A 12,933-nucleotide genomic window follows, 5' to 3' on the forward strand; every position below is an offset into this window, starting at 1 on the left:
AGCCTTCCACATTCGGGGCCGCCGCTAGTGGCGGTCTTTCTCAGGCTTTGGGCCGTTGCCGTGGCCACGCTTGCGCTGGTTGTGGCGCTGTTCGTCGGGCTCGCGATCCTGAACTTCAAGCAGATTCAGACCGATCTACTTGGCGGGCGGCTGGCCGTTCTGGCCGAGATGACGGCCGAGCCTTTCGAGGCGGCGGCGCGCATCGGACTGCCGCTCGGCAGTGTGCGCAACTCGGCCGCGCTGCTCGAACGCGCCCGGCAAAGCGACGACGCCATCGCGGGCGTCTATGTGATCGGCGCGGATGGCGCGGTGATCCGCGCCACGGGGGACGCCGCTCTGCACGTGCCCCCTGGCAACACCGAGGGCACGCGCTGGAGCTGGTCTGATCCCGATCATCTCTTCAGCGCCGTGCGCATTATCGGCGCGGCGGGCCAGCCCCTTGGCGCCGTGGTGGTCGAGATCGACCGGCGCGAAAGCACCATCCTCGTGCGCGCGATGGCGGCGGAACTGCTGACCTCGGCGCTGGCGATCTGGAGCGTGATGTCGGCCCTGTCGGGCGCCGGGATCTGGCTTTGGCTGCGCCCGCAGATAACCGCATTCCGCGGCGCCGAAGAACAAATCGAAGCGTTCGAGCAGGATCTCTGGTCAGGCCGCGCGACGGCAGACAGGGCGAACTCGGGCGATCTCGGCCACGCCCTCCGGGCGGCGCTATCAGGCTACCGGCATGCCATGCGCGATAGGGGTGACGAGCATGGTTGAGGGCGCGGAAATTGCGGGCACACAGCGCCTCCGGGGGCGAATGCTGGCCATGCTGGCGCTGCTGATCGCCGCCACGGTGCTTGCCTTCAGCTTCGTCACGCTGGTCTCATTTGACCGCGCCGTCGCCCCTGAGCTGCATCAACGCACCCGCCTGATCGGCGAGATCATCCGCTCGAAGGTCGAGCAAAGCGTTGCCTCCGGCATCCCGATCGACTCTATCGCCGGGCTTGATAGCTATCTGGCTGCCACCATCGCGCAATTCCCCGAGGTGCAGCGCGTATCGCTGGAAACCCGGCGCGGCGTGACCATCGCCGAAGCCGCGAATGAGGTGAAACAGACACTTCTGAACCGCACCGGGCTCGATGTCCGGCTGGGCGTGGAGGCGACCGGCTTTGCCCTGCCGATCCTCGTGCGCAACGACATGGTGGGCACCGTCCGGGTCGAAAGCTCGGCGCAAGTTGCAGAAACGAAGCTGCGCGGGGTGTTGCTTGATGTGTCGGTGCTGGCCATCGCGCTCTTGCTGATCGGCGTGGAACTGGCGCTGGCCGTGGTGGCGGCGTCGATCTGGAAACCCTTGCGCCGCATTCAGGGGCTGCTCGCCCTGCAACAGGCCGGGGATTATTCCCGCGCCATCCGGCCCGCCGGGATCGAGCTGCTCCACCGGCTGGCGCGGCGCCTCAATGCCTTCTCGGCGGCGGTCACGCGCCAGACGGCAGAGGCACTACCCCGCCTGCGCTATTCCGAGATCATCGACGTCCGCCTTGCCCTCTTCGTCTTTGTGGCAGGCGCCGAGGTCTCGGCCTCGTTCCTGCCGATCTACGCGCGCTCCGAAGGGCGGCCCGAATGGCTCTCGGCCAATCTCGCGGCAGCTTTGCCGCTGATGTTCTACCTGGCAGCAGTGATGATGTTGTCGCCTTTCGGTGGACGCTTGGCCGAGCGGATCGGCGCGCGGCGGCTGTTCGTGGCCTCCGCCATTCCGGCGGCCCTGTCGCTGCTGGTCATGGCTGCAGCGCGCGACGTCTTCGTGATCGCCCTAGCGCGTGCGGGAGTGGGCATCAGCTACGCGCTGGCCTCGATCGCCTGCCAGGAATACGCGCTGCGCGCCGAGCGTGGGGCCGCGCTGTCGCGCACCTCGGGCACGTTCATCGCGATGATCTTTGGCGGAACCTTCTGCGGCTCGGTCCTGGGCGGGGTCATGGCACAGCATTTCGGCTATGGCTTTGCCCTGACAATCGGGGCGGCGCTGGTCTTGGGTGCGGCGGCTGTGGGGCACCAGAGCATGTCGCCCGATACGACAACCAGCGCGGAGCGAGCGGCGGCCGCACAGGGCAAGCGGCAACGCTTGGCGCCGCTGCGTTACGCGGCGTTGACGGTGGGCATCGCAATCCCCCTCAACCTCGTGACGGCGGTGTTCGTCTGGTATCTCGCGCCGATGCAGCTTGCGGCGCTTGGGGCGGATACCTCGGAAACGGCCCGCGTCGTCATGCTGTACTACCTCGCGCAGATCCTGCTGGGCGGCGCACTCGGCGGTATCGCGCGTGGTCGGTGGGCCGTCGTGACCCTTGGGGCGATGGTCTCCGCAGGGGCGCTTGCCGCGCTGTCGCGAGATACGGGACTCGTGCAGATGATCCTGGCCACGGCGGGCATCGGGATCGGCCACGCGCTGATCCGTGGGCCGCTGCTGGCCCTGATTACCGAAATCGCGCAGGCGGCAGGCCTGAGCCTTGCGGGCCTGCGGATGGCCGAGCGCCTCGGCGCGCTGGCGGGGCTATTGCTGACCACGCTGGCGCTGCGGACGCTCCCCACAGGTTCGATCTTGGAAATGTTGGCCCTGTTGGTAATCTTGGGGCTTGCGGGCGCGGGCGGCATCGCCTTGTCCAGCCGCGAGAAGGGGGAGCGCAGGCGATGAGATCGAAGATTGCAGCAGTGGCACTGGCGCTTGTTCTGGCGACCGGGACCGCAGCGGCCGAGGCCGCGAAGGTCATGATCGTGACCTGGCGCGGTTGCGAAGAGGCCTGCAGCGGCTTTCAGGACTACCTGACCGCTAGCGGGCATGACGTCGCCTTCACCCTGCGCGATGCCGAACAGGACAAGACCCGCCTGCCCGGCTTCCTCGACGAGGCCCGCCAGAGCGGGACCGAGCTGATCCTGACCTGGGGCACCAGCGCCACCATCGGCATCGCCGGAACGCTGGCCGATCTGGAGGCGCCGCAGTTCAACCACACCATCCCGCAGATCTTCATGATCGTGGCCGATCCGGTTGGCGCGGGCGTCGTGCAATCGCTTGAGGAGACGGGCCGCACGAATGTCACCGGCACCTATAACCGGATGCCTGAGACCGTCACCCTCCAGACCATCCGCAGCTACATGCCCGCCTTCGCTCACCTAGGTCTTCTGTTCAACGCGGACGAGAAGAACTCGGTCGTGAAGCGCGACGAGATGGCCGCGCTTGCCGCCGAGCAAGGCATCGCCTTCACCGCCGTCGAGCTGCCCCTTGCCGAGGATGGCCACCCGCGCGCTCAGGATATCGAGGCCGGAATGCAGGCCCTGAAAGACACTGGCGCCGAGTTTGTCTATGTCGGAAGCTCTTCCTTCCTGCAGGCCGAAAGCGAGGCGCTGCACGCGGCCGCACTGACCACCAAGATGCCCGTCATCAGCCCCTATGAGGACATGGTCCGCAAGGGCCACGCCCTGATCTCGGTCGCGGCGCGTTATGACGATGTGGGCAAGCTTGCTGGCAGACTGGCCGAGCATATCCTGTTCGAAGGCGCTACGCCGGGCAGCCTGCCGGTGGCGCGGATGCAGGACTTCGCCATCACCATCGACACGAACATGGCGCGCGAGATCGGCACCTACCCGCCGCTGGAATTGCTCGATATCGCCGAAACGGTCGAGTGACGGGGGGCGCGGCACGCCCCCCAAGGTGGCTCAGGCAGCCAAGTTGGCGGTCTCGGGGCCGATAATTGCCGAAACCTCGACGACGAGGTCGGCAGGAAAGCCGCCCTCCTTCGCGTGGCGATAGATCGTCTCGACGCTGTCGGCCTCGTGCACGCAGTAGATCTTGTCGCCTGCGACATAGCTTTGGTGCCACAGGTAAGGCACCCCCAACCCCTCCACGACCGCATTCGACTTGGCGGCGATCTCGCGCAACTCTTGCGGGGTCAGCATGTTGGCGCCGGGGATATTTCTTTCAACGAGATAAGTGGGCATTTCGCTCTCCTGTCCGATTCGGGGTCCGATAGGGTCAGGCTGCGCCGCGCCCGTGGGCGGCCGCATGTGACGCGCCGGACCCGGTCGAAAAGATATGCAAACGCTTCTTCACACGGTGCTATTGTCGGATGATCCCGAACATTCGGCACGGAGCCCGAAGATGAGGATCTCGGTCATCGGCAAACCCTCTATCGTGAACCGGAACGGCGAGGCGCTCTCGGTTCCAGGGCAGCAATCCTGGGCGCTTCTGGCGCGCCTGCTGCTGGCACGCCGCCCCCTGAGCCGCCGCACCCTTGCCAGCGAGATCTTCTGCGACGCAACCGACCCGCTCGGGGCATTGCGCTGGAGCCTCGCTTCGCTTCGGCGCGCCCTTGGTTCCGAGACCCTGCGCGGCGACCCGGTCGAGCTGAACCTGCCGTCCGAGACCGAGGTTGACCTGTGGCAGGTCGCGGCCTTCCAGATCGCTGCGATTGATCCGGCCGAGTTGCTCGAAGGGATCGAACCCGCCGCCAGCCACGAGTTCTCGACCTGGCTTTTGATCGCGCGCGAGCAGGTTGCCAGCCAGTTGCAAGAAGGGTTGCGGCGCGCGACCATCGCGGCGCTGGCCAGCAGCGATGCACCCCTTGCAATAAAGTATGCCGAACGCGCGGTGCGGCTGCGCCCGTTTGATGAAAGCGGGCATGTACTGCTGGTCAAGGCGCTTGCGGCGGCCGACCGGATGGACGCCGCCAGCGCGCATATCAAGGCCACCGAGCAGGTTTTCGAGAAGGAGTTGGGTGAGCAACCCAGCCGCGCCCTGCGTCTGGCGGCGCGGCGCAACCTGACCGACCTGCCCGCAGGTGTCTCGGAAGAGGCCGCGATTGACGCGCTGATCAAAAGCGGGGTCGCGGCCCTCGCCGCCGGAGTGCCCGAGGCAGGGCTCGATTGCCTGCGACAGGCCGCCGTCCGCGCGGAGAAGTCCGGCAATCCGAACGCCACGGCCCGCGCATTTCACGAACTGGGCTCGGCGCTGGTTCACGCGATCCGGGGGTTCGACGACGAAGGCGCCGTGATGCTGCGCAAGGCCGCCGACACGGCGACCGGCATCGGCGCCTCTGGCCTTGCGGCCGGGTCGCTGCGCGAGTTGGGCTATCTTGAGGCCCTTGCCGGGCGGCGCCCCTCGGCCGCGCGCTACCTGCAAGAGGCGCTGGAATTCGCAGCCGGGGACGATGACGCGCTCGCGGGCGTTCACGCGGTGATCGGCTTCAACCTCGTGGATGGCGGGCAGCACAGCACGGGCCTGACGCATTTCGCGCGTTCCATCGCGCTCGCGCGCCACTCGGGCAATCGTCGGCGCGAGGTCTGGGCACTGGGCATCGGCGGATGGGGCCAGTTGCGCGCCGGAAATGCGGCGCTTGCGGAAACCTGGCTGACCCGCTGCCACGAGATCTGCGAGGATATGCGGTGGGTCGCCTTCCAGCCCTGGCCGCAGGCGATCCTGGCCGAGGCCCGGCTGGCGCAGGGCAAGCACGACAATTCCGCGGTAACGGTTCTGCAAGAGACACTGGCGCTCAGCAGTCAGTTGGGCGACCCGTGCTGGGAGGCTGCCAGTGCGCGCTCCCTTGCGCTGGTGAAGATCGCCACCCGCGACTTTGGCGAGGCGCGCTATTGGCTGGATCTCGCCCGTGCCAAGTGCTGTGCGGTGACAGACCTTTACGCCGCTCTGCTGGTCGAGATCGTGGCCGACCAGATGAGTCTTGAAACCATGACAGGCGCACATGATCAGGCCGCGGCAACCGCGCGGCAGCTCTTGTCACTTGCGGCGCGGACCCATGCGGATGCGCATCTCGAACGGGCGCTGACCGTGCTGCGCGGCTGACGCGCTAGCCGCGAACTTCCGCCGCCGCGCGGAACGCGGGCAGCGCCGCCGCGATCATTGCATCGGTCGCGGTCAGGCAGATGCGGAAATCCGTGGGCCGGTCGAAAATGGTTCCGGGCATCACGTAGATCCCGCTCTGGGCCAAGGTCTCGGCGAAGGTCTGGCTATCGCCGCCGGGCGCGCGGCCCCACAGGTAGAAGGTGCCCTCGGGGCGCGTCATCCGGTAGCCCCAGTCTGACAGCGCCCCAAGCATATGGTCCCTCCGACGCGCAAGCGCACCAAGGTCGATGCTGAGCGTTTCTAGATCGGGCAGCGCATAGATCAGCGGCGCGTCCGGCACGTTCCAGCCATCGGCCATCTGCACGGCAAAGCGCAATTCACGCAGCTCGTTGCGTTCGGCCTCGGGCAGCGTGGGGGTGATCGCCAGGTAGCCAAGACGCAGCCCCGGCGCCAGAAGGATCTTGCCGTAGGAATAGTCGATCAGCGTATGCGGATAGACCGCTGCCGGAGAGGTGAAACCAACCCCGTCAAAGCGGATGCGCCGGTAGGGCTCGTCCGACAGGATCCAGATCCTCCGGCCGATCTCGCGCGATTTGGCGTTCAGCAGTTCGGCAAGCGCCTCAAGCTCCGCGCGGGAATAGATCCGCCCGGTCGGGTTGTGCGGCGTGTTGACGACGACGATGCGGGTTTTCGGCGTAATCGCCCCGGCAATCGCCGTCAGATCCAGATCGAAGCTCTCTGACGCCAGCGGCACCTGAACCTCGCTCGCCCCTGCGGCGGCCAGCATTGAGCCATAGCAAAACCAGCCGGGCAGCGGCACGATGCATTCGTCGCCAGCCTCCAGCAGCATGGTGAAGGCCATCTTGATCGCGCCGAATGCGCCCTTCGTCAGGGCGATATCCTCTTCCTCGTAGGGCAGTCCGAGTTCGTCGGAGAGCACATTGGCAAGCAACGCGCAGGCCTCGCTTTCGTTGGATTTATAGGCGTACCAGTTGACGTCCTGCGGCTCGGCGCGGGCCTTGATCGCCTGGACAAGCGGCGGCAGCGCCATCTCATGCGGGTTACCGAAAGTGAAATCGGCAACCGCGGGGGTTTGGCTCACGGCGGCCTGATGCGCCATGAAGAAGGTCTCGACTTTGCTGATCGATTGCGCGGCGGCATGGGCACGCGCGGCGGCGGTAGACATCGGCTTCTCCCATCAGATGGGCCGTGAACGAACCGGCGGTGATGCGCAGATGATACCCGATTTGCACCGATTTCGCACTTGCGGATTGCGGGGCGCTGCGCGTCAAGCCGACGTGCGCCCGCGCCGCGCCAGAAGCAGCACGCCAAGCAACGCCGCCAGCGCGAAACCCGCCCCGGCGAGGAAGGTCGCCTCGGCGCCGATGCCCTGCCAGAGCGCGCCCGCGATCACGCTGGCCAGCAAGAGCGCCACCCCGGTCACAAGATTATAGATCCCGAAGGCGGTGCCGCGCAGCACGGCCGGTGCGGCATCGGCCACCAGCGCCGACAAGAGACCTTGGGTCATGCCCATGTGCAGCCCCCAGATCAGCACCCCAAGCCCGACACCCCAAAGCCCCGCCGCCCGTGCCAGCACAAGATCGGCAACGATCAGCACCGCCAGCCCGATGACCAGCAGGCCCTGCCTCCCGATACCGTCCGACAGCGCCCCCACCGGATATGCCGAGAGCGCATAGACAAGGTTCATGCCCACCAGCACCAGCGGCACCAGCGCGGGCGCCAGCCCGGCATCGGCGGCGAGCAGGATCAGGAACGCCTCGCTGAAGCGCGCCAGCGTGGAGGCAGAGGCGACCACGACGGTAGCCCAGAAGGCGGGCGGCAGCTGCGCCAGCTCGGCCCGCGATAGCGGGTTGCGCGGGTGGCGTTTAGGCTGCGCGGGCGGCTCATGCACCGCCGTGACGATCAGGAACAGCGCCAGAAAGGCGGGGATCACCGCAACCCAGAAGACCTTGACGAAATCAGCCGCGAACAGCGCCATCAGCCCGATCGCGGCAAGCGGCCCCAGAAACGCCCCGAGCGTATCGAGCGACTGGCGCAGGCCGAATGCCGCGCCGCGCAGCCCCTCGGGCGTCAGGTCCGCGATCAACGCATCGCGCGGCGCACCGCGTATGCCCTTGCCCACCCGGTCGATGAAGCGCGCGGCGACAACCCATCCAAGCGAGGTCGCAAGTGGAAAGATCGGCTTGGTCAGCGCAGCCAGCCCGTAGCCAAGCGCCGCAAGCCCCTTGCGCCGCCCAATACAGTCGGAAAGCGCGCCGGAGAACACCTTGGTGATCGCAGCGGTTGCCTCGGCAATGCCTTCAACCACGCCGACCGCCAGCGCCGTGGCACCAAGTCCGGCCGTCAGGTAGATCGGCAAAAGCGCGTGGATCATCTCGGAGGAGATATCCATCAGCATCGACACGAAGCCGAGCGCCCAGATCCCGGCAGGCAAGCCGCGCCAGCCCTTGGTCTGCGTCGTCTGGGCTTCGGTCATGGGCTACTCCGGCAAACTGGCAAGGCACCTGCGCACCATCATGCGCCGCCTTCGTGGCCGGGACAATGCGGCCAGACGCCCCTCAGTTCAGGCCCAGATGCGTCTCGCAGACCTTGCGCAGCAGGCGGATGTAGCGGTTGGTTCCCAGAAAGGCGGTGTGCGAAAACCAGATCCGGATCGGCTCGATCTCATGCAGGATGAGCTTGTCGATCTCGGGGTCGTTGTCGGGCACCGCCCAGTCGGGCGTCACGCCAAAGCCAAGGCCCGCGCGGATGATCTGGGTGACGGCCGTGCTGCCCGAGGCCGAGGTCGCCACGCGAGGCGCCCGGCCGGTGCGGCGGGTCAGGTAATCGACCGAGCGCGTGCGCAGCGCCTGCCCCGGCTCGTAGCTGATGAAGGGGCGCTCGATGATCTGATCGAAGCCCCCACCCGCCAGGTTCAACTCCCACACGCGCGGCCAGACCAGTGCCAACCGGTAGCTGCCCAACTCATGCTGGGTGATGGCGGGCTGGTTGAAGCTGCGCTCGCTCACTGCGGCGTCCAGCGCGCCTTCCAGCATCATGGATTCAAGCAACGTGTCGCGCTCAAAAAAGGCCAGGTCGATATCCTGCGCCTCCTCGCGGAAATCACGCAGGATGGCCGGGAAGAAGTGGTGAAACAGCGCCTGCGGCACGCCCACCCGCAGGACCGAGCGCACATCGTGCAAGAGCACCGAGATTCGCGACAGGATCGTGTCGAGTTCCTCGCCAAGCGAAGCATGCAGCGCCTTGCCCTGCGCGGTCAACGTAACCCGGCGCGATCCCTGCTCGGTCTCAAGCAGGCGCGCGCCATACATTTGTTCAAGCCGCCGAACATGGTTCGCGGCCGATTGGTAGGACAGGTTCAGCTCTCGTGCGGCGGCCGAGAACGACCCCGTGCGCGCCACGAGGTGGAAGGTCTGCAAGAGCGCGATATCGACCTTGGGCTGGCGCCGGGTCGAGCCGACCGGCCCGTCGTTGAATTCTCGCTCTGCCACGCGTCCTCCGTCAGGCCGGCACCGGGTGGTGGGGGGCGGCCTGTTCCAGCAAAGCAAAGGCGGGGCTGCGGCGCAAGTCATCAAGGCTGGTATCGCCGGGCATCAGCACCGGACCGATTGCCGCGCTGCTTTGCATGTGATCGAGCATCGCCACCGTATGCGCCGCCGCCAGCGTGGCCATGGCCGAGCCGCTATCCGGGCTGGCCACATATTGGCGCGTGATCCAGCGCGGGCGGCTGCCCGCCCCGGCCACGCTGCGCAGCGCGATCACCACGCGGTCGGCCTCGGTCGCGGGAAGCGAGGTCATAAGCAGGCTCGTCAGCCGGTGCAACTGTTGGCGCAGCCCCAGATCGTCAAGCAGGAACAGCATGTATTCGAGATGGCCGGGATAGCGCAGCGTCTTGAAGGACAGCCCCTGCACCTGCCCTTCGCGAGCGCGGGCGAGCGCGTCGATACTGCCCGCGGTCGAGAAGGCCTCAAGCGCGATCCCGTCGATGGTCAGCGCCTCATAATCGCCAAGCGGGGCGCTCGCGGCAACCTGCCCGCCGCGCAGGCCGATGACGGGGCGGGTATATTCCTGAAGCAGCCCCGGCACGCCCCAGATATTGGCATAGCCAAGCCGGTTCACCGGCGTGATCGGCAGCACGCCGACATAGGCGGTAATCTCGGCCGAGCGCGGCGCGCGGGCGATCTCTTCGGCCAGCAGCGCGGTGACGTAACCCGGTGCAAGGCCGCAACCGGGCGCGAAACGCAGATGCCCAGGCGCACCCTTTGCCGCCCGCGCCACATCCTTGGCGCTGGCGTCGCTTTCGTTCAGATCGAGGTAGTGACAGCCCGCCTCGCAGGCCAGCGCAACAAGATCGGCAGAGGGCAGAACCGCCTCCACCACGATCAGCGCGGTGGCACCGGTCAGCGCTCGGCGCAGGGCCTCGCGCCCGACGCCGGGCGGCAGTGCCTCGGCCGGCAGGCCCGCAGCCTTCGCCAGATCAAGCTTGGCCGGGTCATGATCTAGCAGCACGGCCTGCGCGCGATCGCGAAGCAGCCCGGCAATCCGCCGCCCGATCCGACCCGCGCCCAGAATGACAACCTTGTCCATCCCGCCCCCTCAGCTGTGAAAGCGCGACAGGAAGCCCTTGAGGCGTTCCGACTTGGGCGCGCGCAAGATTTCCTCGGGGCTGCCCTGCTCGGCGATAGCCCCGTTCTCCATGAAAATGACCCGGCTCGCCACATCGGCGGCAAAGCCCATCTCATGGGTGACCAGCACCATAGTCATGCCGTCCTGCGCGAGGCGGCGCACCACGGCCAGAACCTCTCCCACCAACTCAGGGTCGAGTGCCGAGGTAGGCTCGTCGAACAGCATCACCTCGGGGCGCAGCGCAAGCGCGCGGGCAATCGCCACGCGCTGCTTCTGCCCGCCCGACAGATGCGCGGGATAGGCGGCGGCCTTGTCGGCCAGACCCACTTCGGAGAGCAGCTGCATCGCATGGGCCTCGGCGTCTTCGCGGCTCTCGCCCAAAACGATGCGCGGCCCCTTGGTGATGTTTTCCAGCACGCTCAGATGCGGAAAGAGGTTGAAGTGCTGAAACACCATGCCGACGCGGCGGCGCAGCTCCCCCGCGCCGATGGCAGGCGCCTTGGCGCGAAACTTGAGCGAGACGGGGCGCCCCTGGAACGCGAAAGTGCCTGCGGTCGGCTCTTCCATCAGGTTGAGGCAGCGGATCAGCGTGGACTTGCCCGAGCCGGACGGCCCGATGACGGAAAGCACCTCGCCGCGATGCAGTTCAAGGTCGATGCCCTTGAGCACCTCCAGCGAGCCGAAGCTTTTGCGCAGACCTTCGAGGCGGATGACGGGATCGGTAGTGGCGGTCATGGATCTGTCCTCAGTCGCTGCGGCGCATCTTGCGCTCGAAATGGTCGGCCACCTGCGTCAGCGGGAAGAGCATGACGAAGTAGAGCACGGCGGCCAGCGAATAGGCCTCGAGCGGGCGATAGGTTTCGGAGTTCACGACCGAGGTCATGTAGGTCAGCTCGGCAATCGAGATCGCGTAGAGCAGCGAGGTGTTCTTTACCTGCACCACCGACTGGTTGATGAAGGCGGGCAGCATTTTCTTGATGGCCTGCGGCAGGATGATATGCGTCATCGCCTGCACGCCGGTCATGCCGACCGCGTTGGCGGCCTCGCGCTGGCCCTTCTCCACCGCCAGAATGCCACCCCGGAAGATCTCGGCATAGAACGAGCCGACATAGAGCGACAGCATCATCAGGCCCGCGGTCGTGTTGGAGAGCGACACGCCCAACAGCATCGGCAGCGCGTAATAGGCCCAGAGGATCTGCACCAGCAGCGGGGTGCAGCGGAACAGCTCCTGATAGCTGCGTGCGATCAGCCGGATGATCCCGTGCCGCGAAAGCCGCGCGAAACAGGCGGTCAGCCCCACGATGACGCCGACCAGGATCGAGCCCACGGTGTAGAGAAAGGTCGTCCAGATCCCCATCAGGAAGAGATCGAAGGACTGCAGGACCGTGTAGAAGTCCCATTGATACATTTGGCTCGTCTCCTGCCTCGGAATGTCCGGCGCGCCGGGTGACGCGCCCGAGTTGGGTGGGAATGCCGCGGACCTGTCCGGCCCGCGGCGGCGGCCCTTAGCCGTTCACGTCAAAACCTTCGGGCAGATCCTCGATGGTGACGCCGAAGGGCTCAAGCCCTTTCACGATCCAGGTCTGGTTGTTGCCCACGCGGCGATTGTAATCGGCCCAGGCCGAGACAAAGCCTTTCCAGGTCGAATCCGCGCCGAGGTTCATGCCGATGACCGAGGGCGACGAAAGCACCGGTTCGGGAATATAGACCGCGCCCAGCGCCGCGTTCTTCTTGGTCATCACCATACCGTTCAGCACGGTGTTGATGACCGCATCAGCCTTGCCGGTGGTCAGCGCCAGGATCGCCTCATCACGGGTCTTGAAGCGCAGGATATTGGCCTTGGGCAGGTATTGCTGCGTGATCAGATCCTGCGCCGAACCCATGTCCACCGCGATCGTGTAAGCCGCGTCGTTCAGCTCGGCCCAGCTCTTGCCCTTCAGCTCTTCCTTGGGCGAGATCATCACGAAGGAGTTGTAATAGGTCGGCGAGGAGAAGCTGACCGACAGCGCGCGGGTCGGCAGCGCGGTCAGCGCGAAGGCCAGATCGACCTTGCCCGACTGAACATCGAGGATCGAGTTCGCCCAGCTCGACTCGACCACCTCAAGCTCGACGCCCAGCGTGGTGGCCATGTCCTTGCCCATCTCGACCACGAAACCGCGCCACTCGCCCGAGCGGGGATCTTTCGAGAAATAGGGATCTTCGTTCAGGATACCGGCGATGCGCAGCGTGCCGCGGTCGCGGATCTGATCGACGACGGATTTGTCCTGCGCCTGCGCGGCGCCAAGCGTGGCCCCGAGCGACAGGGCTGCCGCCACCACGCCGGTTGCAAGGGTTTTCATAAAGCTCATGTCGGGCTCCCGTGTTGGATGATGCGTCTTGTTTGTTTTGATCTGGTTCGAAGCGGTGCCGGAGGTTGTCCGGCTCAGGGCTTCAGGTCAGCCCGTTTCCAAGCGTTAAGC

Annotated in this window: 12 protein-coding genes; 4 read left to right on the forward strand and 8 right to left on the reverse strand. The window is 66.4% G+C overall.

Translation table 11 applies throughout. From position 1 onward, the window contains the following. Window positions 1-27: 27 nt before the first annotated feature. From LZA78_RS15850 to LZA78_RS15860, 3 genes are read left to right on the forward strand one after another with little or no spacing between them, the layout of a single operon-like run. A complete protein-coding gene (locus tag LZA78_RS15850; RefSeq protein WP_233677892.1) occupies window positions 28-759 on the forward strand; it encodes a hypothetical protein in 732 nt (243 codons plus the stop codon). Window positions 760-799: 40 nt separating this feature from the next. Further along, window positions 800-2,668 carry an MFS transporter gene (locus LZA78_RS15855; protein WP_233677893.1) on the forward strand — a complete coding sequence of 623 codons (1,869 nt, stop codon included), beginning with the start codon at window positions 800-802 and terminating at the stop codon, window positions 2,666-2,668. Continuing rightward, window positions 2,665-3,657, forward strand: coding sequence for an ABC transporter substrate-binding protein (locus tag LZA78_RS15860; protein ID WP_233677894.1), 993 nt, complete (start codon window positions 2,665-2,667; stop codon window positions 3,655-3,657). Before LZA78_RS15855 ends, LZA78_RS15860 begins: the two co-directional genes overlap by 4 nt. A gap of 30 nt (window positions 3,658-3,687) precedes the next feature. On the opposite strand, the gene LZA78_RS15865 is transcribed toward LZA78_RS15860, so the two are convergent. Next, window positions 3,688-3,969: a DUF4242 domain-containing protein gene (locus tag LZA78_RS15865; protein ID WP_233677895.1), complete on the reverse strand. Its 282-nt coding sequence runs from the start codon at window positions 3,967-3,969 to the stop codon at window positions 3,688-3,690. A gap of 160 nt (window positions 3,970-4,129) precedes the next feature. Between LZA78_RS15865 and LZA78_RS15870 the strand changes: the two genes are divergently transcribed. Continuing rightward, the gene (locus LZA78_RS15870; protein WP_233677896.1) at window positions 4,130-5,827 is read left to right on the forward strand and encodes an AfsR/SARP family transcriptional regulator; all 1,698 of its coding nucleotides are present in this window, start codon (window positions 4,130-4,132) and stop codon (window positions 5,825-5,827) included. A 4-nt stretch (window positions 5,828-5,831) separates the two neighbouring features. On the opposite strand, the gene LZA78_RS15875 is transcribed toward LZA78_RS15870, so the two are convergent. From LZA78_RS15875 to LZA78_RS15905, 7 genes are all read right to left on the reverse strand, one after another. Beyond that, the gene (locus tag LZA78_RS15875; RefSeq protein WP_233677897.1) at window positions 5,832-7,013 is read right to left on the reverse strand and encodes an aminotransferase class I/II-fold pyridoxal phosphate-dependent enzyme; all 1,182 of its coding nucleotides are present in this window, start codon (window positions 7,011-7,013) and stop codon (window positions 5,832-5,834) included. 102 nt (window positions 7,014-7,115) lie between these two features. After that, window positions 7,116-8,324 carry an MFS transporter gene (locus tag LZA78_RS15880; protein WP_233677898.1) on the reverse strand — a complete coding sequence of 403 codons (1,209 nt, stop codon included), beginning with the start codon at window positions 8,322-8,324 and terminating at the stop codon, window positions 7,116-7,118. Window positions 8,325-8,406: 82 nt separating this feature from the next. Next, window positions 8,407-9,339 carry a LysR family transcriptional regulator gene (locus LZA78_RS15885; protein ID WP_233677899.1) on the reverse strand — a complete coding sequence of 311 codons (933 nt, stop codon included), beginning with the start codon at window positions 9,337-9,339 and terminating at the stop codon, window positions 8,407-8,409. A gap of 10 nt (window positions 9,340-9,349) precedes the next feature. Then, entirely contained in the window at window positions 9,350-10,435 is a 1,086-nt protein-coding gene (locus LZA78_RS15890; RefSeq protein ID WP_233677900.1) for a saccharopine dehydrogenase family protein, read from the reverse strand. A 9-nt stretch (window positions 10,436-10,444) separates the two neighbouring features. Next, window positions 10,445-11,209 carry an amino acid ABC transporter ATP-binding protein gene (locus LZA78_RS15895; RefSeq protein WP_233677901.1) on the reverse strand — a complete coding sequence of 255 codons (765 nt, stop codon included), beginning with the start codon at window positions 11,207-11,209 and terminating at the stop codon, window positions 10,445-10,447. A gap of 10 nt (window positions 11,210-11,219) precedes the next feature. Next, the gene (locus LZA78_RS15900; protein ID WP_233677902.1) at window positions 11,220-11,882 is read right to left on the reverse strand and encodes an amino acid ABC transporter permease; all 663 of its coding nucleotides are present in this window, start codon (window positions 11,880-11,882) and stop codon (window positions 11,220-11,222) included. Window positions 11,883-11,979: 97 nt separating this feature from the next. Next, a complete protein-coding gene (locus tag LZA78_RS15905; protein WP_233677903.1) occupies window positions 11,980-12,822 on the reverse strand; it encodes a transporter substrate-binding domain-containing protein in 843 nt (280 codons plus the stop codon). Window positions 12,823-12,933: the final 111 nt, after the last annotated feature.

Source organism: Rhodobacter flavimaris (assembly GCF_021378075.1).
GTDB lineage: Bacteria > Pseudomonadota > Alphaproteobacteria > Rhodobacterales > Rhodobacteraceae > Rhodobacter > Rhodobacter flavimaris.

Excerpts from the sequence above, each read along its gene's own strand:
- LZA78_RS15855 (WP_233677893.1), top strand. The coding sequence starts at position 800 with ATGCTGGCCATGCTGGCGCTGCTGATCGCCGCCACGGTGCTTGCCTTC.
- LZA78_RS15860 (WP_233677894.1), top strand. The coding sequence starts at position 2,665 with ATGAGATCGAAGATTGCAGCAGTGGCACTGGCGCTTGTTCTGGCGACC.
- LZA78_RS15865 (WP_233677895.1), bottom strand. The coding sequence starts at position 3,969 with ATGCCCACTTATCTCGTTGAAAGAAATATCCCCGGCGCCAACATGCTG.
- LZA78_RS15870 (WP_233677896.1), top strand. The coding sequence starts at position 4,130 with ATGAGGATCTCGGTCATCGGCAAACCCTCTATCGTGAACCGGAACGGC.
- LZA78_RS15875 (WP_233677897.1), bottom strand. The coding sequence starts at position 7,013 with ATGTCTACCGCCGCCGCGCGTGCCCATGCCGCCGCGCAATCGATCAGC.
- LZA78_RS15880 (WP_233677898.1), bottom strand. The coding sequence starts at position 8,324 with ATGACCGAAGCCCAGACGACGCAGACCAAGGGCTGGCGCGGCTTGCCT.
- LZA78_RS15890 (WP_233677900.1), bottom strand. The coding sequence starts at position 10,435 with ATGGACAAGGTTGTCATTCTGGGCGCGGGTCGGATCGGGCGGCGGATT.
- LZA78_RS15895 (WP_233677901.1), bottom strand. The coding sequence starts at position 11,209 with ATGACCGCCACTACCGATCCCGTCATCCGCCTCGAAGGTCTGCGCAAA.
- LZA78_RS15900 (WP_233677902.1), bottom strand. The coding sequence starts at position 11,882 with ATGTATCAATGGGACTTCTACACGGTCCTGCAGTCCTTCGATCTCTTC.
- LZA78_RS15905 (WP_233677903.1), bottom strand. The coding sequence starts at position 12,822 with ATGAGCTTTATGAAAACCCTTGCAACCGGCGTGGTGGCGGCAGCCCTG.